Origin of the sequence: Microbulbifer sp. YPW1 (assembly GCF_013367775.1) — a bacterium.
In the GTDB taxonomy this organism is placed as follows: domain Bacteria; phylum Pseudomonadota; class Gammaproteobacteria; order Pseudomonadales; family Cellvibrionaceae; genus Microbulbifer.
Map to the genome: position 1 here is coordinate 4303610 of NZ_CP055157.1, position 18876 is coordinate 4322485.

Annotated in this window: 16 protein-coding genes; 9 read left to right on the plus strand and 7 right to left on the minus strand. The window is 58.8% G+C overall.

Features of this window, described 5'->3' with window-relative positions; translation table 11 throughout:
• Positions 1 to 20: 20 nt before the first annotated feature.
• The 5 genes from cmk to gyrA all read right to left on the minus strand — a co-directional run bounded on the left by cmk (position 21) and on the right by gyrA (position 8080).
• Positions 21 to 707: a (d)CMP kinase gene (gene cmk / locus HUW35_RS17510; protein ID WP_181253497.1), complete on the minus strand. Its 687-nt coding sequence runs from the start codon at positions 705 to 707 to the stop codon at positions 21 to 23.
• A gap of 70 nt (positions 708 to 777) precedes the next feature.
• Positions 778 to 3063, minus strand: coding sequence for a bifunctional prephenate dehydrogenase/3-phosphoshikimate 1-carboxyvinyltransferase (locus HUW35_RS17515; RefSeq protein ID WP_181253498.1), 2286 nt, complete (start codon positions 3061 to 3063; stop codon positions 778 to 780).
• On the minus strand, positions 3064 to 4167 hold the full coding sequence (pheA, locus tag HUW35_RS17520) for a prephenate dehydratase (RefSeq protein WP_181253499.1): 1104 nt from the start codon (positions 4165 to 4167) through the stop codon (positions 3064 to 3066).
• A gap of 33 nt (positions 4168 to 4200) precedes the next feature.
• On the minus strand, positions 4201 to 5280 hold the full coding sequence (gene serC / locus HUW35_RS17525; RefSeq protein WP_181253500.1) for a 3-phosphoserine/phosphohydroxythreonine transaminase: 1080 nt from the start codon (positions 5278 to 5280) through the stop codon (positions 4201 to 4203).
• A 220-nt stretch (positions 5281 to 5500) separates the two neighbouring features.
• Positions 5501 to 8080 (minus strand): DNA gyrase subunit A, encoded by a 2580-nt coding sequence (gene gyrA, locus HUW35_RS17530; protein WP_181253501.1) that lies wholly within the window; start codon positions 8078 to 8080, stop codon positions 5501 to 5503.
• Positions 8081 to 8326: 246 nt separating this feature from the next.
• Between gyrA and HUW35_RS17535 the strand changes: the two genes are divergently transcribed.
• The 5 genes from HUW35_RS17535 to murQ all read left to right on the plus strand — a co-directional run bounded on the left by HUW35_RS17535 (position 8327) and on the right by murQ (position 13168).
• Complete coding sequence (locus HUW35_RS17535; RefSeq protein WP_181253502.1) at positions 8327 to 9694, plus strand: TRZ/ATZ family hydrolase; 1368 nt, start codon at positions 8327 to 8329, stop codon at positions 9692 to 9694.
• Between the two features lie 120 nt (positions 9695 to 9814).
• Entirely contained in the window at positions 9815 to 10519 is a 705-nt protein-coding gene (gene ubiG, locus HUW35_RS17540) for a bifunctional 2-polyprenyl-6-hydroxyphenol methylase/3-demethylubiquinol 3-O-methyltransferase UbiG (RefSeq protein ID WP_181253503.1), read from the plus strand.
• Between the two features lie 18 nt (positions 10520 to 10537).
• Complete coding sequence (locus HUW35_RS17545) at positions 10538 to 11206, plus strand: HAD family hydrolase (RefSeq protein ID WP_181253504.1); 669 nt, start codon at positions 10538 to 10540, stop codon at positions 11204 to 11206.
• Positions 11207 to 11284: 78 nt separating this feature from the next.
• The gene (locus HUW35_RS17550; RefSeq protein WP_305075985.1) at positions 11285 to 12028 is read left to right on the plus strand and encodes a YciK family oxidoreductase; all 744 of its coding nucleotides are present in this window, start codon (positions 11285 to 11287) and stop codon (positions 12026 to 12028) included.
• Positions 12029 to 12220: 192 nt separating this feature from the next.
• Entirely contained in the window at positions 12221 to 13168 is a 948-nt protein-coding gene (gene murQ, locus HUW35_RS17555) for an N-acetylmuramic acid 6-phosphate etherase (RefSeq protein ID WP_181253506.1), read from the plus strand.
• Between the two features lie 110 nt (positions 13169 to 13278).
• Here the strand turns inward: murQ and HUW35_RS17560 are convergent, their stop codons facing one another.
• A complete protein-coding gene (locus HUW35_RS17560) occupies positions 13279 to 13617 on the minus strand; it encodes a hypothetical protein (RefSeq protein ID WP_181253507.1) in 339 nt (112 codons plus the stop codon).
• Positions 13618 to 13779: 162 nt separating this feature from the next.
• On the opposite strand from HUW35_RS17560, the gene HUW35_RS17565 reads away from it, so the two are divergent.
• From HUW35_RS17565 to HUW35_RS17580, 4 genes are all read left to right on the plus strand, one after another.
• Positions 13780 to 14241, plus strand: coding sequence for a hypothetical protein (locus tag HUW35_RS17565; RefSeq protein WP_181253508.1), 462 nt, complete (start codon positions 13780 to 13782; stop codon positions 14239 to 14241).
• Positions 14242 to 14556: 315 nt separating this feature from the next.
• Positions 14557 to 15708, plus strand: a complete 1152-nt coding sequence (locus HUW35_RS17570) for an RNA polymerase sigma factor RpoD/SigA (RefSeq protein ID WP_181253509.1) — start codon at positions 14557 to 14559, stop codon at positions 15706 to 15708.
• 148 nt (positions 15709 to 15856) lie between these two features.
• Positions 15857 to 16462 (plus strand): acyloxyacyl hydrolase, encoded by a 606-nt coding sequence (locus tag HUW35_RS17575; RefSeq protein WP_181253510.1) that lies wholly within the window; start codon positions 15857 to 15859, stop codon positions 16460 to 16462.
• Between the two features lie 203 nt (positions 16463 to 16665).
• Positions 16666 to 17679, plus strand: coding sequence for a glycosyltransferase family 4 protein (locus HUW35_RS17580; RefSeq protein ID WP_181253511.1), 1014 nt, complete (start codon positions 16666 to 16668; stop codon positions 17677 to 17679).
• On the opposite strand, the gene HUW35_RS17585 is transcribed toward HUW35_RS17580, so the two are convergent.
• Entirely contained in the window at positions 17658 to 18806 is a 1149-nt protein-coding gene (locus tag HUW35_RS17585) for a glycosyltransferase (RefSeq protein WP_181253512.1), read from the minus strand. The genes HUW35_RS17580 and HUW35_RS17585 overlap by 22 nt on opposite strands.
• Between the last annotated feature and the right edge of the window lie 70 nt (positions 18807 to 18876).

Consider the following 18876-nt stretch of genomic DNA (forward strand, 5'->3'; position numbering starts at 1 on the left):
GAACTGTTTGCCAGTCCGGCTCAGGCGATACGTTTTTGTACCAACTCAAGCACCTTTTGCAGAACACCGTTTATATCGATGTCCGTGCTATCCAGCACTGTGGCGTCTTCCGCCGGTGCCAGTGGGGAGGCTGCGCGGTTCATATCCCGGTCGTCCCGGGCGCGGATGTCCTCCAGCAGGTCGCGGAGGCTAACAGAAACACCCCTGCCCTGCAACTGATCGAAGCGCCTGCGGGCGCGCTCTTCCGCGCTGGCGGTCAGGAATATCTTGACCGGCGCGTCAGGGAAGACTGTAGTGCCCATATCACGACCATCCGCCACCAGCCCCGGGGGGGCGCGGAAGTCCCGCTGGCGCTGCAACAATGCCGAGCGCACCGCCGGAATCGCCGCCACCTGAGACGCCGCCATGCTCACCCGCTCCATACGGATATCCCGACTGACATCCTTGCCCTCTAGCATCGCACTGACTTCCCCTCCGGCAATGGCAAAGCGAATATCCAGATTGGCCGCGATCTCGGCCACACGCGCCTCGTCTGCCAGATCTACATCTGCATTGAGGGCGGCCAGCGCGGTCACGCGGTACAGCGCGCCGGAGTCCAGCAGCGCATAGCCCAGCTTGTCCGCCAGTAACTTGGCGATAGTGCCCTTGCCGGAGCCGCTGGGGCCGTCGATGGTGACCACTGGGGCCTTGGTGGTTGCTTCTGTCATAACGATCGGTACTGCTCGCGTTAATCTTGCGGATCGGGTTCTAGGTTAGCGGTATAGGCTGGAGGCGCGCTCAGCGCACCTCCAGTTTCATACCCGCATTGGTGGCCAGCTCAGCGAAGTTCGGGAACGAGGTCGCGACATTGGCGCAGTGCTGGATACGAATATCCGCGCCGGCGCGCAGGGCGGCTACAGCGAACGACATGGCAATACGGTGATCGCCCAGACTGTCCACCTCACCACCGCCAAATACGGTGTCGCTACCACCCTTACCCTGAATCACAATGCCATCCGGGGTCGGCTCGGCGTCAATCCCAAGAATCTTGAGGCCGTCCGCCATCGCCTGGATACGGTCACTCTCCTTGACCCGCAGCTCTTCGGCGCCGGTCAGAACCGTCTCACCTTCGGCACAGGCAGCGGCGACAAAAATTGCCGGAAATTCGTCGATCGCCAGGGGAACCTGATCTTCCGGAATATTGATGCCTTTCAGGGGAGCGTAGCGCACGCGGATATCCGCAACCGGCTCGCCGCCCACTTCCCGGCGATTTTCAAGGGTAATGTCGGCACCCATCTCCCGCAGGATTGTGATGGCACCGTCGCGCGTCGGGTTGATCCCCACGTGCTGCAGCAACACATCCGAGCCCGGCGCGATGCTGGCCGCCACCATGAAGAAAGTCGCGGAAGAAATATCTGCAGGTACATCGATCTGGCATGCGGACAGCTTGCCGCCACCGGCGAGACTGGCGCGGGCGCCATCGCGCTGCACCTCGTAGCCAAAGCCCGCCAGCATCCGCTCGGTATGATCCCGCGTGGGAGCAGGCTCAGTGGTACTGGTTTCACCATCGGCGTACAGGCCGGCCAGCAACACACAGGATTTCACCTGCGCACTCGCCATGGGCAAAGTGTAATCGATCGCCTTCAGCGCCTTGCCACCCTTGATCTTTAGCGGAGGACGGCCACCCTCGCCGGTTTCCACCTCGGCACCCATTTCACGCAGCGGATTGGCCACGCGATTCATGGGGCGCTTGGAAAGGGACTCGTCACCGGTCAGGGTCACATCAAACTTCTGGCCAGCCAGCAGCCCTGCCAGCAGGCGCATGGAAGTACCGGAATTACCGACGTACAGTGGCCCGGGAGGTGCCTGCAAGCCGTGCATACCAACACCGTGGATGGTGACGCGACCATTGACCGGCCCTTCGATCACCACACCCATATCACGGAAAGATTGCAGGGTGGCCAGTGCGTCCTCGCCCTCAAGAAATCCTTCTACTTCGGTGACGCCTTCCGCCAGGGAACCCAGCATGATTGAGCGGTGCGACATAGACTTGTCGCCCGGCACTCGCAGATCACCATTCACAGCACCGCCCGGCTGGGCGATAAAAGTTACTTCCTTCGCTTCCATAGTTTCTGTATACGCTTTTTTGGCCAGCATTTTTGTAAAGTGATCCCGCGCCGCCTTGGCACGGGTAAAAACCCCCATCAGGTGTTCGCTGTCGCCGCTGGCAATGGCACTGCGCAGGGACGCCAGATTGGAGGTGTAGAGATCGATCGATTTTAAAATCGCGTCCCGGTTGGCGAGCATGATGTCCCGCCACATCACCGGATCGCTGGAGGCGATACGGGTAAAGTCGCGAAAGCCACCGGCGGCGTAACGGAAGATATTTTCATTCTCCGCGTCGTGCGCAAGGGTATCCACCAGGCCGAAGGCAATCACATGCGGCAGATGGCTGGTGGCGGCCAGCACTTCGTCGTGCTCCGACACCGGCATGTTCAGCACCTCGGCGCCCACGGCTTGCCACATAGCCTGGACACGTTGCACATGCACTGCCCCAGTACTCTCCCCCGGGGTGAGGATGATGCGGTGGGCAATATAGAGATCGTCACGTGCGGCGGTAACACCACTCTGCTCGGAACCAGCAATCGGATGCCCGGGCACCAGAAACTCCGGCACTACACCCCATACATTTTCCGCTGCAGCAATCACACTGCCCTTTACACTGGCACCATCGGTTACGGTAACGCCGTCAGGAAGGCGGCCTTTCAGCTGGGCGAATACCGCCTCTACCGTCAGGGTGGGCACGGACACAAAAATCACATCCCCAGCCTGTAGTTCCGGCAGCACCTCGGCAATATCGGTAACCGCACGGTCCACAACACCGAGCGCCACCGCCTGCTCACAGGTCTGTGCGCGACGCGCCACGCCAATGACCTCACGGCAACCGCTGGCAGCTTTCAGACCCAGCGCAAGACTACCGCCAATCAGGCCAATACCGACCACGACCAGGCGCCCCACTACAGGATCATTCGCACCAGTGTCGCTCAAGGCTTCCTGCCTGCCCCGATCCCCCGCCTGCGACATTTACAGCACTCCGCGCGGGTAGGAGCCCAGCACTTTCATATCCGATGCACAGGCACCGACATCCTTCAGCGCCGCCGCCACATTGTCGCCATCCTGGTGACCGACAAAATCGATAAAGAAGACGTAAGTCCAGTTGCCAGTCTGCGCCGGACGAGTTTCCACCCGGGTCAGATCAATACCGTGGGTCTGGAACGGCACCAGCAGATCGTGCAGTGCACCCGGCTCGTTGCGCATGGAAACCATCAGGGAGGTTTTGTCATCGCCACTGGCCGGCACGGCCTGGGAGCCGATAATCAGGAACCGGGTGGAGTTATCCGGGCGGTCCTCGATTTTTTCATTCAGGATTTTCAGGCCATACAGTTCCGCCGCCATATCGCCGGCAATGGCCGCTGCATTCCACTCACCCTTTACCCGCTTGGCCGCTTCCGCGTTACTCGCCACTGCGACCCGCTCCACATTGGGGTAGTAGGAATCCAGCCACTTGCGACACTGCGCCAGGCTCTGGGCGTGGGAATAAATACGAGTGATGGATTCCTTGCGGGTAATATCCGAAATCATCAGGTGCTGGTGAATCCGCAGCTCCACCTCACCACAGATCTTCAGGTTTGAGGTCATGAAGTTATCCAGGGTGTGGTTGACCACGCCCTCGGTGGAATTCTCAACCGGCACCACGCCGTAATTCACCGCGCCAGCTTCCACCTCGCGGAACACCTCATCGATTGCCGCCAGCGGTTTGGACACCGCAGAGTGGCCGAAATGCTTCAGTGCCGCCTGCTGGGTAAACGTGCCCTCGGGGCCGAGGTAGGCCACCTTAATGGGCTCTTCCAGGGCCAGGCACGCAGACATGATTTCGCGAAACAGGCGCGCCATTTCTTCACCGGTCAGCGGCCCGGGATTGCGTTCCATCGCGCGACGCAATACCTGCGCCTCGCGCTCGGGGCGGTAATACAACGCATCTTCGCCGTTACTCTTTTTCACTTCCGCGACTTCCAGCGCGCAATTGGCGCGCTCGGAAATCAGCCGTGCGATATCGCTGTCGATATTGTCGATGCGATTGCGCAGTTCGAGCAGACGCTCGTCCTGCGGCGGCTTTTGTTCAGACATATCTCTCGCCTAAATTCTGATTCAATACTCGAATTAACCGTTGCGCTGCTCGAAGTCCGCCATAAAGGCCACCAGTGCTTCCACCGCCTCCAGCGGAACCGCGTTGTACAGGGAGGCGCGCATACCGCCCACGGAACGGTGCCCCTTGAGTGCCAGCAGGCCGGCTTCCTCGGACTCTGCCAGGAATTTCTTGTCGAGGCTGTCGTCCGCAAGAACAAACGGCACATTCATCCGCGAGCGACTCTCCACCGAGACCGGACTGGAGAAGAAATCACTGCGATCGAGGAACCCGTAAAGCAATTGGGATTTTTTCAGGCTCAACTCCGCCATTGCCTCGACACCGCCCTGGGCCTTCAGCCACTTGAACACCAACCCGGAAAGGTACCAGGCAAAGGTGGGCGGGGTGTTGTCCATGGACTGACCATCTGCGGCAACTTTCCAGCTGAGACTGCGCGGAATATCCGGCAGCGCGCGGTCCAACAGGTCATCGCGCACAATACCCACGGCGATACCCGACGGACCGATATTTTTCTGCGCTCCGGCGTAAATAAAGCCGAACTTCTCTACCGCAAGCGGCTGCGACAGGATGGTGGAGGACATATCCGCAACCAGCGGACTTTTCACCTCTGGAATGTACGGAAACTCGACACCACCAATGGTCTCGTTGGGCGTGTAGTGGAAGTAAGCGGCGTCGCTGCTTTCCTGCCAGGTATCCGCCGCCGGCGCATAGGAAAAGTTGCGATCTTCTGCCGAGGCCACGATATTCACCTCGCCGTAGCGCCGCGCCTCCTTGATGGCCTTTTCCGCCCACTGCCCCGTGTGGATGTAGTCGGCAGTCTTGCTGCCGGCACCGAACAGGTTCCAGGGAATTGCACTGAACTGGCCGGTTGCGCCGCCCTGTAGGAACAGCACCTTGTAGTTGTCGGGAATGCCCAGCAGGTCCCGCAGATCCTGCTCAGCCTCTTCCGCCACTGCGGTAAACTCTGGCGAGCGGTGACTGATCTCCATTACCGAGCAGCCCACACCCTGCCAGTCCAACAACTCTTCCTGCGCCTGCCGCAATACTGGCTCCGGCAGCGCCGCAGGACCCGCACAGAAATTAAACTTCCTCATCGACGTACTTCCACAGAAGAAAACAAATGTATGTACACCCCGGAGCAAACCGGGGCGCCCTGAATTAAAAATTCACCAGATGGGCCAATGTCGAAACCCCCAAACCCAAAACACATCACCGGGAGTTACAGGCCTTTCGCCAGGCAACAATGCTGACCGCACAAAGCCAAAAAAGGCCGCGAGATTTCGCAGCCTTTTGGGGGTCAACCAGATTCAGTCATTACTCCTCGACGGCACCGTCAGCAGCCGCTTCACCCTCACCTTCGGGGTCATCTGCTTCCTGAATCCGCGCCAGACCCACAAGGTGCTCACCGCTCTTCAGGCGGATAACCCGGACACCCTGCGTGTTACGACCGAGGATCGACACCTCGTCGACACGGGTCCGCACCAGGGTACCCTGGTCGGAAATCAACATGATTTCCTCGCCCGGGTGAACCTGACAGGCGCCAACCAGGGCACCGTTACGCTCACTTTCAGCGATAGCAATAACACCCTGGTTACCGCGCCCCTTGGTGGGGAAGTCTGCTGTTGCAGTGCGCTTGCCGTAGCCATTCTCGGTAACCATCATCACCGAGCCGCCCTCTTCCGGGATCACCATGGCGATCACATAAACCTCGTCGGCCATGCGGATACCGCGCACACCGCGGGACACACGCCCCATGGAACGCACGTTCTGCTCGGAGAAGCGCGCGGCCTTGCCGGCACTGGTCAGCAGCAGCACGTCGCGGCTGCCATCGGTAATCGCGGTGGCTACCAGGCGATCCCCCTCTTCCAACTCGATCGCGCGCAAACCAACACTGCGCGGACGGGAGAAAGCGGTGAGCGGGGTCTTCTTCACCGTACCGTTGGCGGTGGCGAAGAAAATAAAGTGGTCTTCGTCATACTCGGATACCGGCATCATGCTGCTGATGCGCTCGCCCTCTTCCAACGGCAACATATTCACCATCGGACGACCGCGAGATGCGCGCCCTGCAGTGGGTACCTCGTAGACCTTCAGCCAGTACACCTTGCCGTGGTTGGAGAAGCAAAGAATAGTGTCGTGGGAATTGGCGATCAGCAGGTGTTCGACAAAGTCTTCGTCTTTCACCTGGGTGGCAGATTTACCCATGCCGCCACGACGCTGCGCCTGATAGTCGGCCAGCGGCTGGCTCTTGGCGTAACCGCCATGGGAGATGGTCACCACCTTGTCTTCCGGGGTGATCAGATCCTCTACAGAAAGGTCCTGGCGGGAAGCCACGATATCGGTGCGACGGGCATCGCCGTACTCTTGTTCCAGCGTTTCCAGCTCTTCGCGGATCACCTGCATCAGGCGTTCCGGGCTACCCAGAATTTCCAGGTACTCGGCAATCTGCTCGAGACGCTCGCTGTATTCCGCCAGCAGCTTGTCGTGCTCCATACCGGTCAGACGGTGCAGGCGCAACTCAAGGATGGCCTGGGCCTGAGCCGGAGACAGGTAGTAGCTGCCGTCGCGCAGGCCAAACTCCTGCGGCAGGTCGTCTGGGCGACATGCATCGGCACCGGCACGTTCCAGGAACTGCTGCACCTCACCTACCGGCCAACCCTTGGCCAGCAATGCCTCACGGGCGTCTGCCGGGGTGGCGGAGGCCTTGATCAGCTCAATCACCGGATCGATGTTGGAAATGGCAATCGCCAGACCTTCCAGGATATGCCCACGCTCGCGCGCCTTGCGCAACAGGTACACAGTGCGTCGGGTAACCACTTCCTGACGGTGGCGAATGAAGTATTCCAGCAGCTGCTTGAGGTTCAGCAGTTTTGGCTGGCCGTCTACCAGCGCCACCATGTTGATGCCGAAAACGCTCTCCAGCTGCGTCTGGGAATAGAGGTTGTTCAGGACAACATCACCCAATTCACCGCGCTTGAGTTCGATAACCACACGCAGGCCGTCTTTGTCAGACTCATCGCGCAGCTCGGAAATACCTTCGATTTTCTTGTCTTTTACCAGCTCGGCGATACGCTCGATCAGGCGCGCCTTGTTCAGCTGGTAGGGAATCTCGTGAATGATGATGGTTTCGCGGCCGGACTTTTCGTCCCGCAGTACTTCCGCCTTGGCACGGATATAGATTCGTCCGCGGCCAGTGCGGTAGGCCATCAGAATACCGGCGCGCCCATTGATGATCGCACCCGTGGGAAAATCCGGGCCGGGGATATATTCCATCAGCTCATCGATAGACAGCTCACTGTTATCGATCAGCGCCAGACAGCCGCGCACCACTTCACTCATATTGTGAGGCGGAATGTTCGTGGCCATACCAACCGCAATACCGGAGGAACCGTTAACCAGCAGGTTGGGCACCCGCGATGGCAGGACTTCCGGCATCTGCTCGGAGCCATCGTAGTTATCGACAAAGTTGACGGTTTCTTTATCCAGATCCGACAGCAGCTCGTGGGCGAGCTTGTCCATACGGATCTCGGTATAACGCATTGCAGCCGCGCTATCGCCGTCGATGGAACCGAAGTTGCCCTGGCCGTCGACCAGCATATAGCGAAGGGAGAACGGCTGGGCCATACGCACGATGGTATCGTAGACCGCACTATCGCCATGCGGATGGTACTTACCGATCACGTCGCCCACTACACGAGCAGACTTTTTGTAGGGCTTGTTCCAGTCGTTTTTGAGTTCGTTCATGGCGAAGAGCACGCGCCGGTGTACCGGCTTGAGTCCGTCGCGCACATCAGGCAACGCACGGCCCACAATCACGCTCATCGCGTAGTCGAGGTAGGATTGCTTAAGCTCTTCTTCGATATTGATCGGAGAAATTTCTTTGGCTATTTCGCCCATATTTTCAGGCATTCCTTATCGTTAACGCCGCCAGCAAGGGCTGGCCCCCTCAATGCCCAGACGGCGTACCCGACATCGGGTAGCACAGCCAAAGGCTGAGAAACAGGCGGGGCTCACTGGTCACAGCCCCGATCAAGCGGGCGATTCTACCACAACTGGCGCCGCGTAGGACGACTTGTGCAGACTTGTTCACGCCGAGTTACGCCGCTAAAGTCTGCGACTTTCCTCTGGGACAAAAAACAGACAATGGCTACCGCAAAAACCCCCGATCAACCTCGCAGCGCGAACAAAAAACAACCGATCGACACCCTGATACACGCTCGCTGGATTATTCCCGTGATCCCCCAACAGCGCGTGTATGAGAATTGCTCGCTAGCCATTGATGACGGCGTCATCGTCGCCATCCTGCCCAGGACGGAAGCGCAGCACCGGTTTGCCCCCTCGGAAGAGCACTTTCTGGACGAGCAGGTACTCATTCCGGGGCTGATCAACACCCATAACCACGCTGCCATGAGCCTGCTGCGCGGCTTTGCCGACGACCACCCGCTGATGACCTGGCTGGAGAAGCATATCTGGCCAGCGGAGCAACAATGGGTTGCCCCGGAGTTTGTCGGTGACGGCACCCGCCTCGCCATTGCCGAAATGCTGAAAAGCGGCACCACCACCTTCTCCGACCAGTACTTCTTCCCGGAAGCCACCGCTGCGGCCGCCCGCGACGCCGGCATGCGTGCTCAGATCGCCTTTCCGGTGATCGACTTCCCCAATGCCTGGTCCAGAAACGGCTTTGACGCCATCGAGAAAGGGCTCGCCCTGCGCGACGACTACCGTTCCCACCCGCGTATCGGCCTCGCCTTCGCCCCACATGCACCCTACACCGTAGGCGATGAAACCCTGGCGAAAATCGCCGTGTACGCCGGTGAGCTGGGCATGGCGGTACAGATGCACCTGCACGAAACCGCCGGCGAGGTGGAACGCGCCGTGAGCGATACCGGCGAGCGCCCCACCCAGCGCCTGCACCGCCTCGGCCTGCTGTCCCCGGAAATGCTGTGTGTGCACATGACCGCACTCAACGACGACGACATCACCCTGCTGCAGAAAACCGGCGCCCACATCGCCCACTGCCCGCGCTCCAACCTCAAACTCGCTTCCGGGTTCAGCCCGGTGGGCAAGCTGCTGGAGGCCGGCATCAACGTCTCCATCGGCACCGATGGCGCAGCCAGTAACAACGGACTCGACATGCTGCTGGAAACGAACACCGCCGCCCTGCTGGCCAAGGCCGTCGCTGGCGACGCCGCCACCCTGCCCGCCCATCAGGCCCTCGCCATGGCCACCATCAACGGCGCCCGCGCCCTGGGTATCGACGATGTGACCGGCAGCCTGGAAGCCGGCAAAGCCGCAGACCTGTGTGCGGTGGATTTGAGCGCGCTGGAGCAGCAACCGCTGCACGACCCGCTGTCCCAGCTGATCTACACCGCCAACGGGCACAATGTGCGCAACGTGTGGGTGGCAGGGAAGCAGCTCCTGAAAGAGCGCGAGCTGACCACCCTGAACGAGGAGGAACTCAGGCAACGAGCCGGGGTATGGCGTGATAGAATCGCGGGTCGCCTGAACTAGGCAGGTGCTGACGTAGTCAGACAATAAGAATCGAAGCTGGTGGTCCCGGGAACCGTTTCCGGGAACGGCAGCGCCAGCAAAGGTGGGAGAAATGGATCCCACACAGACATTAAGGCCCAAATGACCAACGTAGATCCGGCAGAAATCGCCAAATTCGAACAACTGGCCAGCCGCTGGTGGGACCAGCAGGGTGAATTCAAGCCCCTGCACGAGATCAACCCCCTGCGCGCCAACTATATAGACCAGCGCGCCCCCGTCGCCGGCAAGAAACTGCTCGACGTCGGCTGCGGCGGCGGCATCCTCACCGAGTCCATGGCCCAGCGCGGCGCAGAAGTTACCGGTATCGACATGGGTGAAGCCCCACTCAATGTGGCCAGGCTACATGCGCTGGAGAGCGGCGTCAGCATTGACTACCGGCGGATCCCGGTAGAAGAACTCGCCGAAAAAGAACCCGGCAGCTATGACATCGTTACCTGCCTGGAAATGCTCGAACACGTGCCCGACCCGGCCTCTGTCATTCGCGCCTGCGCCAAACTGGTCAAGCCCGGTGGCCACCTGTTCTTCTCTACCATCAATCGCACTCCCAAAGGCTGGTTATTTGCCGTGGTTGGCGCCGAGTATGTCCTGCGCCTGCTGCCCAAGGGCACCCACGAATACGGCAAGTTCATCCGCCCGTCAGAACTCGGCCGCTGGGTGCGCGAAGCCGGATTGCAAAGCCGCGACATCACCGGTATGACCTACAATCCCCTCACCAAGCAGTACAAACTCAACCCGAGGGACGTAGACGTCAATTACCTGATGCACACCACCCGACCCGCAGAATAAATCCAGAAGTACCTATTGATGAAAGCTGTACTGTTCGACCTCGACGGCACCCTGTTCGACACCGCCCCGGACTTCGTGGTGGTACTCAATGAGCTGCGCCAACAGGAGCAACTCCCGCCACTGGCGGACAACACCATTCGCGAGGTGGTTTCCAACGGTGCCCGCGCCATGGTGCGCCTGGGTTTCGGTGTCGACCAGGGCCAGACCGGGTTCGACCAGCTGCGCGAGCGGCTCCTCGACCTGTATCTCGCACACCTCGCCAAGCACACGGTACCCTTTCCGGGCATCGAAAAGTTGCTGAACCAACTGGCGGAATATGGAATTGCCTGGGGCGTGGTCACCAACAAGCCTTCCGCCTACACCATTCCGCTGCTGCAAGCATTTGCACACCTGCCCACGCCCGGCGCGATTATCTGCCCGGACGATGTCACCAACCGGAAACCGGACCCAGAGCCCATTTTGCTTGCCTGTAAACGGATCGGCTGCGAGCCGTCTGAAGCAATCTATGTGGGCGATCACGTGCGCGACATCCAGGCCGGACGCGCCGCGGGCATGCCTACCGTTGCCTGCAGCTACGGCTATGTCGACAGCGGTGACGACCCGGAAAACTGGAACGCCGACCACCTGATTCATAATGCCAGCGAAATCTGGCCGCTGATCCAACAGCATTATCTGAACAAGCCATGATCGATGCCGGCACATACGGCATACGAACATCGAAATCCGCAATAAAAGAAACGAGCTCGACCATTGATGTCTGAAACCATCACCGACTACACCGCACCCGCAGACCTGCTGAAAGACAAGGTCATCCTCGTTACCGGCGCCGGAGACGGCATTGGCCGTGTCGCCGCGAAAACCTATGCAGCCCACGGCGCAACCGTGATTCTGCTGGGGCGCACCGTGCCGAAACTGGAAGCGGTGTACGATGAAATTGAAGCCGCGGGCGGCGCCAAGCCCGCCATCCTGCCAGTGGACCTGGCCGGCGTGAAATGGGAAGAACTGGAGTACCTGGCACAGGGTGTGGATCAGGAATTCGGCCGCCTGGACGGCCTGCTGCACAATGCTGGTGTACTTGGCCAACGCACACCAATTGCCAACTACCACTACGCCACCTGGCAGCAGGTAATGCAGATCAATGTGAACGCCGCCTTCGGCCTCACCAAAGCCATGCTGCCGCTGCTGGAAGAGTCCAAGGCCGGATCGGTGATCTTTACCGGCTCCGGCGTCGGCCTGAAGGGCCGCGCCTACTGGGGCGCCTACTCCGTATCCAAGTTCGCCACTGAAGGCATGATGCAGGTGCTGGCAGATGAAGTGGAAGGCGTATCGAATATCCGCGTCAACAGCATCAACCCCGGCGCCACCCGCACCAATATGCGCGCCGCCGCCTACCCGGCCGAAGACCCGCAAAGTGTCACCACCCCGGAAGACATTATGCCCACCTATCTCTACCTGATGGGTGACGACAGCATCGGTGTCAACGGCAAGCAGTTCAACGCGCAGGGCTAACGGCTAAAACCGCGCATCAAACTGCGCCCTGGCAACACATCAACAAGCGACCCTGTTCGCACTTATCACAATCCCCCTGGGCCCCGGGTGGTGGCGCGGAAACCCCGTGATTACACTTTCCGAGGCCCGGCTGCATCCCTGCCTGACCGCAGCGCACCCATCTCATCATCGCGCCCAATCGGCGAGGGGGATATGAACACGTCACTTGCGAACGAACTCGGATCCCTGGCCAGCGAATCCCGCAATCCGGATACGCAGGATATCGACCTGCTGCCGACCATGGGCATCCTCGAAAAAATCAATGACGCTGACAGCGGCGTGCCCGCTGTCGTCCGCCAATGCCTCCCCGATATCGCCCGTGCCGTGGATGCCGTGGTCACCGCCTTCAAAAACGGCGGCCGCCTGATCTATATGGGCGCGGGCACCAGCGGTCGTATCGGGCTACTGGACGCCGTGGAGTGCCCGCCGACCTACGGCGTGCCGGAAGGAATGGTCATTCCGCTGATTGCCGGTGGTGAGGCCGCTGTGCACCGGGCCCAGGAAGGGGCAGAGGACAGTCAAGAGCTTGGCGAAGAAGACCTGAAAGCCATCGAGCTGCAAAGCAAAGATGTAGTGGTCGGCATCGCCGCAAGTGGGCGCACCCCATACGTTACCGGCGGTTTACGCTATGCCCGCAGTCTCGGCTGCACTGCCATCGCCCTCGCCTGCAATAAATCGGCGGTGATAGCCAAAGACGCGGATATCGCGATTTTGCCTGAGGTCGGGCCCGAGGTACTCACCGGCTCCACCCGCATGAAAGCAGGTACGGCACAGAAGCTGGTGCTGAATATGATCACCACCGCCAGCATGATCCGTATCGGCAAAAGTTTTTACAATCTGATGGTGGATGTGAAAGCGACCAACCAGAAGCTGGTGGATCGCACTCGCCGCATCGTCGCCGATGCCACCGGCGTATCCTATGAGGAAGCGGACCGGATACTGGAACAGTGCGATCACAACGCCAAAGTGGCGATCATGATGATCCTGAGCGGACTGGAACGCGCGCCGGCAGAGACCGCGCTGGAAAATGCAGATGGATTCCTTCGCCTGGCGCTACAGAACCTGGGAGCAAACGGGGGCCGCCCTAGCGGCACTCTCTAAAAGTTTGCTCAAGCAAAACCTTAAAAACGCTCGAAATAAAAATACCCGGGGAAACCCGGGTATTTTTATTGCCTGCAAAGCAGAAGTGAGCCTAATAAGAGCGACGCCGATTACTCCGCGGCGGATTCAATATCATCGGCGACTTCGGCAACTTTATCTGCAACATCATCCGCAGCCTCTTCAACAGCTTCAGATGTTTCGTCGAGCGCGTGCCCCATGGCTTCCGGCACATCGGCAAACACATCCCCCTCGACGGATGCCATCATCTCTTCGGAAGACTTAGCAGTCTCGGCAGCGGCGGTTTCCGCCTCTGCGACCGCTGCTTCCATTTCTTCGACAATGGTCTCTTCCGCTGTGACCGCTTCTGGCGCAGTGCTATCCAGATTCGCGTAATAAAAGTAACCACCGATGGCGGCAATGGCTATGGCGGGAACGACAAGTTTTTTCATTTCCAACCCCTGAAAGTGTTGATTTATGATTATTTTCAAACTGCAGCACAACCATTTTTCCATGCCACGCGAGGTGTGAATGTGACCAGCAGCTCAAATTGGATTGTGCGACGCCCGCCGCTGGGGCAGAATCATTAGAACTCAACGATCACAACTGACATTATGCGAAAGATTACACAGGCCCAGACTCTCTCCACTTCCCTGTTACTAAGCGCGGCAGCTATCGCCACGCTCGCGTGCGCCCCCCTGGCCAGCGCCGATTCCCTGCAGGCACAGCTTCAACAGTGCAGCCAGTTTAGCGACGACAACAAGCGTCTCGCCTGTTACGACAAGCTCACCGGCAGTCTGCAAAAACACGCGGAACAACAGTTTGGCCAGGAGCAGAAGCAGGCGGTTGAGGAAGCACCTGAATCCATCACCGCCACCATTACCAAAGCCGAAGAAGGTGCCTACGGCAAATTCATCTTCACCCTCGATAACGGCCAGGTGTGGCGCCAGACGGATACCAAACGTTCCATATTGAGGGATGGCGATCAGGTGACCGTCGAACGCGGTGCCTTAGGCTCTTTCCGGATGCGCAAGACTACCGGCGGCCGCACCATGAGGGTAAAGCGGGTCAACTGACGAGCCTTCGCAAAATGACCAAACTGACAGTTATGACCACGTCAGAGCGGCGTGGTTATAACTAAAACAACTGCCCTTCTCTTTTTTCACTTCCATTTTCTCTGTCAGCGCTGTCTTAGTCCGGTTATTTCACTCCGGAAACCTGCTGGTCGGTCTTTTTCCGGCGCAACATTCAACCGTCATCTATATTCAACTTGTCTACATGGCAATTTGAACGCCATGTCTCGATCCTGCGAAAGGACGACGCCGGTGGTTTACGGCAGGCAGGCGGTCACAAAGGCTACACCGCTCTGCCACAAGCATAAGGTTCAGACTTTGTCCCGAGTAAACATCGACTCAAGGGATGACCAATGGCTGAAGGAAAATAGCAACAATCTCGCCGGAGATGACTTCTCTCAAGAAGATCCGGTGCAACCCATACAGACTCGTGCGGAGCCTCGCGAAGAGGAGTCCACATCCAGCGAATCAACGGCGGAAAGCGTCAGCACGCCGATGCAGAATTACCTCAAACACCTGTATCGGCTTGATCTGCTGACTCCGGAAGAGGAAAACGCAACGACCTGTCTGCTCCGCGAACTGGAGGACAAAATTATCGCCCTGCTGCAAAAACGCGGGGTCACCCTGGTAGACCTGCGCAGCGAGGGCGTGGAACAGCGCGGCAGTACCGGTGCCTACGATCACGGCCTGATTATTGCCAAAACGGCGGAGCTGCTGGAAACCGGGAAAATTTCCCAGCGGGACCGCAGCTCATTGCAAAACCTGATGAAACGCTTCAAGGCCCAGCGCAAAAAGCTGATCCAGTGCAATCTGCGGCTGGTGATTGCTATCGCCAAGCGCTTCCGCAATCCGTCGGTTCCGTTTATCGATCTTATTCAGGAGGGTAATGTCGGACTGATGAAGGCCATTGAGCGCTTCAAACCTCAGATGGGGTATCGTTTTTCTACATACGCCTACTGGTGGATCCAGCAGGAAATTCAGCTCACCTTGCGGCGTAACGACGACCTGGTTCGCCAGCCCGCCAATGTGCAAGATGACCTGCGCAATATTTATCGGGCCATCAACCAAGTGCGCGCCGAGGGGTTACCGGCATCGGATGAGAACGTCGCTAAACAGACCGGGCTGGACCTGGAGCGGGTACAGAGCCTGCTAAAACTGCCGGGGCCGACTGGCTCGCTGGACGACCCGATCTCGGATGACCAGAGCAGCACCAGGCTGGACTACGCGCCGGCCAATGAACTGTTCAATACCGATGAACTGGTCTCCAACCAGGAACTGGCGCAGCGACTGCGCGAAGCCGTGGCTAAATTACCGCCCAGGCAACGCACGGTGCTGAGCCTGCGCTATGGCCTGATTTCCGACCGCGACTGCTCCTTCCGCGTGATCGGCGAGCAGCTCGGCCTGAGTCAGGAGCGTGCGCGGCAGCTGCATTCGGACGCACTCAGGCAGCTGAAACGACAGTGGCGCTGACCCGCGTAAAATCCAACACCGGTAAAAACCGGTAAAACTGAGAAAGCCCGGGACCTCCTCACACCGACGTCCCGGGCTTGCCAATGTTGGAATTCCGGCTAATCTTGCAATGACCAGCCTCTAACAGCGATAACTGGCGATTTGGATTATGCCCCTCTCTCGACCTGTGGCCATTCCGGCATCCCGTATTTTTCCTTGTATTTTTTTTGCCGGTATTGCCAGCGCAGTCACCTGCCCCCCTGCACATGCCGAGGGCTGGCTGAAGGAAGGGTCCCAGGAGCTGATCCTGAGCGGAGGTAAAGGCATCGGCAGTGCACTGATCCAGCAGGATTCTACCGCCGGCGCAGATCTGGTGGGCGCAAACTGGTCTTATCTGTTTTACGACTACCCCAGCCAGCACCACTTTCAGTGGTGGGCCCAGGTCAGCTACAGCTATATGTGGCGGGACTATCGCGGACGGGATCAAAAGCAGCATATCTGGGAACTGAAACCGGTACTCCGCTGGTATCCACGCAGAGAAGCGCGGGGACTTTTTGGTGAAGTCGGTGTGGGCGCGGCTTATCTGGACGAGCGCAGCTTTGGCGCTGTGGAGCTGTCTACCAACCTCAATTTCTCCCTGCATTTTGCCGCGGGCTACACCTTGCAGAGTGGTAACACGTTATCTCTCCGCTACAGCCATTTTTCCAACGGCTATACCAACACCCCCAACCCCGGATTCGACTTTGCATCACTGAACTGGCACACCAGGTTCTAAGACAACCGGCTACAGGCGACGCAATAAAACAGTCACATATCGATAAAATCCCTGTCATACCAGCGGTAGAGAATGGTGCCTTACTGAATGCCCGGTGCGGGCAATTCGCCAGGCGCCGTACCGATATCAGGACTTCGTAAATATCCTGCCTGAATGTTTTGAATTCCCGGACGGCGCACCAGAGACAGCGGACGTGTAGCCCCATGATTCAGACTATCTGCCACCTGATTGCCAGCCGGGAACACGGAGGCCTGGAAAAGCATGTTGCCGATTTATCACGCTGGCAGGCACACAATACGGATGCTCAGGTAGCGGTAATCGCTCACCCGAGGTACTTCACCACCCTCGATGACAGAATCCATTTTATTCCGCTGAATACGGATCGCAGTCGACATCATCCAAACCTGGTGTGGAGACTCGCCAACCTGATTCGCAAGGGCGAATACCAGATCGTACACGGCCACGGCTCCAAATCCGCGCAATTGCTGGCCGCAGTGCAACCCTACACAGAAACCCGACAGGTCATTACCCGACACAACGTGCGGCACCCTCGAGACAAGCTGGCCAGTGCATTTGATGCACGTATCGCTATTAGCCGCGCTACCGTTGCCAACTCCAAACTGGACTGGAACATCATCCCCAATGGTATCGAGCTGGCCACGCCGGCCGCGAACGCGCCGCTCCTGCAATCACTGCCGGATGACAAGCCCAGGCTGCTGGTGGCGAGCCGGCTGATCAAGGCACGCCAGGTGGATTTATTGATTGCCGCCATGCCCTTGCTGCCGGATTACCGCTTGATGGTTCTGGGTGACGGCCCAGAGAAAGACAACCTGCGCAAACAGGTTTCACAGCTTGGGATTGAAGAGCGCGTAACATTTTTTACTGGCGATAACCTGGTAGCCAATTTTATGCAGGCCGCAGATCTCGTCATCATTCCAGCTGCGGCAGAAGGAACACCTTACACACTGGTAGAAGCGCTGCTACACCGAAAGCCGGTGATCGCCAGTTACAGCGGCAGCGCAGAAGAATACCTGCCGGAGGCCTGCCTGCTTAAAAATCTGGAGCCGGAACATATTGCCGAGACAATTGACCGAGCCCTGTCACATCCAGGATTCGAGAATGCATTCTCCGGGCTGTTCGCTCAGGCTGCGGATGAATTCACCCTCGACGCCATGGCCAAAGCCACCTGGCAGGTTTACTCGCAGCTAACCGTCTGAAGGTCATTAAACCAATCCACGGCTTGCGAGGCAGTCTCGGTAAGACTGAAACCGGAAAAATCCAGCGGACCTGACTGCTGCAGAATATCCCCGGCAACCGATGCCAGCGCTTCGAGACGACTTACTGAGCTGCCGGTACCCGCATCCGTCACTACGCCTTGCGGGAAACACCGCTTCAGCAACTCGATACCAGTACCGCCAGTTGCCACCGCGGGGCAACCCATGGCCAGGGATTCCGCCACTACCCGCCCACTGGAGCGCTGTCCGGCACCAGGGTCGCCAGTGAGATCAAACGTGATACGCGCGCTGGCATAGAGCTCCCGCATATCCCGACGCGGTCCAAGAAACAGTACGTATTCCGACAGCCCCATGGTCTCCGCGCGCCGCTCCAGGGTGCGGGCAAACTTCTCGTGCCCCGGCATAATCTCGCCTACGATCAACCCGAAAATATCCTGTCGCTGTTGCTTGAGTACCGCGAGTAATTCCAGAAACTGCTCCTGCCCTCTTCCCGGACCTATGGGCCCCGGCAACAACAGCCAGTTACGCTCTTCCAGCTGGGGAAAATCATTCAGGAGCCGGTGGTGCCAGTGACCGGAAACCTTTGCATTCTTATCCAGCTCGCGGGTGTTCACGCCGCGATACAAAGTGCGCAGCTTGGCTGTATCCGAATGACGCTGTGAAAACTGCTGCGCCAGTTCATCGGAGGCCGAAAGGACCAGCTCCCCCTGCGCCAGTGCAGCGTTGGCACGGCGCTTGCGGAACAGTCCGGTGGTCGGCCACTGGTGCACACTGGTAACCAGTCGCGGACGGCTCCCTGCAGGGAGACGCTTCCATACCTGAGCGCCATGCCAGGCACACTGAGCACCGCGGCACAGCAGGATATCTGCATCCAGCGCCTGCACCTGCTGGCGCAACTTACGATGCAAGCGTCCGTTAAGCCACCGCCGCTGATTCAGGGGCAACTCGAAATGCTGGCAGTTATGCAGCGTGAGGCGGGAAACCAGCGCCCCACCAGCGGATATCACCGCAGAATCATGCCCCAGACGGGCGAGCTCAACAGCAAACTCCAGTGCTTCCTGTGCGAGCTCTCCTTCATCGAGAGATGGCACCAGTTGAACAATCCGCATAACTGCTAACGCCTCAAATCCCTGTAAACTATTCGAATTATTTCCTCACTGACTGGACTTTGTTCAGCCA

Excerpts from the sequence above, each read along its gene's own strand:
- cmk (WP_181253497.1), bottom strand. The coding sequence starts at position 707 with ATGACAGAAGCAACCACCAAGGCCCCAGTGGTCACCATCGACGGCCCC.
- HUW35_RS17515 (WP_181253498.1), bottom strand. The coding sequence starts at position 3,063 with ATGTCGCAGGCGGGGGATCGGGGCAGGCAGGAAGCCTTGAGCGACACT.
- pheA (WP_181253499.1), bottom strand. The coding sequence starts at position 4,167 with ATGTCTGAACAAAAGCCGCCGCAGGACGAGCGTCTGCTCGAACTGCGC.
- serC (WP_181253500.1), bottom strand. The coding sequence starts at position 5,280 with ATGAGGAAGTTTAATTTCTGTGCGGGTCCTGCGGCGCTGCCGGAGCCA.
- gyrA (WP_181253501.1), bottom strand. The coding sequence starts at position 8,080 with ATGGGCGAAATAGCCAAAGAAATTTCTCCGATCAATATCGAAGAAGAG.
- HUW35_RS17535 (WP_181253502.1), top strand. The coding sequence starts at position 8,327 with ATGGCTACCGCAAAAACCCCCGATCAACCTCGCAGCGCGAACAAAAAA.
- ubiG (WP_181253503.1), top strand. The coding sequence starts at position 9,815 with ATGACCAACGTAGATCCGGCAGAAATCGCCAAATTCGAACAACTGGCC.
- HUW35_RS17545 (WP_181253504.1), top strand. The coding sequence starts at position 10,538 with ATGAAAGCTGTACTGTTCGACCTCGACGGCACCCTGTTCGACACCGCC.
- murQ (WP_181253506.1), top strand. The coding sequence starts at position 12,221 with ATGAACACGTCACTTGCGAACGAACTCGGATCCCTGGCCAGCGAATCC.
- HUW35_RS17560 (WP_181253507.1), bottom strand. The coding sequence starts at position 13,617 with ATGAAAAAACTTGTCGTTCCCGCCATAGCCATTGCCGCCATCGGTGGT.
- HUW35_RS17565 (WP_181253508.1), top strand. The coding sequence starts at position 13,780 with ATGCGAAAGATTACACAGGCCCAGACTCTCTCCACTTCCCTGTTACTA.
- HUW35_RS17575 (WP_181253510.1), top strand. The coding sequence starts at position 15,857 with ATGCCCCTCTCTCGACCTGTGGCCATTCCGGCATCCCGTATTTTTCCT.
- HUW35_RS17580 (WP_181253511.1), top strand. The coding sequence starts at position 16,666 with ATGATTCAGACTATCTGCCACCTGATTGCCAGCCGGGAACACGGAGGC.
- HUW35_RS17585 (WP_181253512.1), bottom strand. The coding sequence starts at position 18,806 with ATGCGGATTGTTCAACTGGTGCCATCTCTCGATGAAGGAGAGCTCGCA.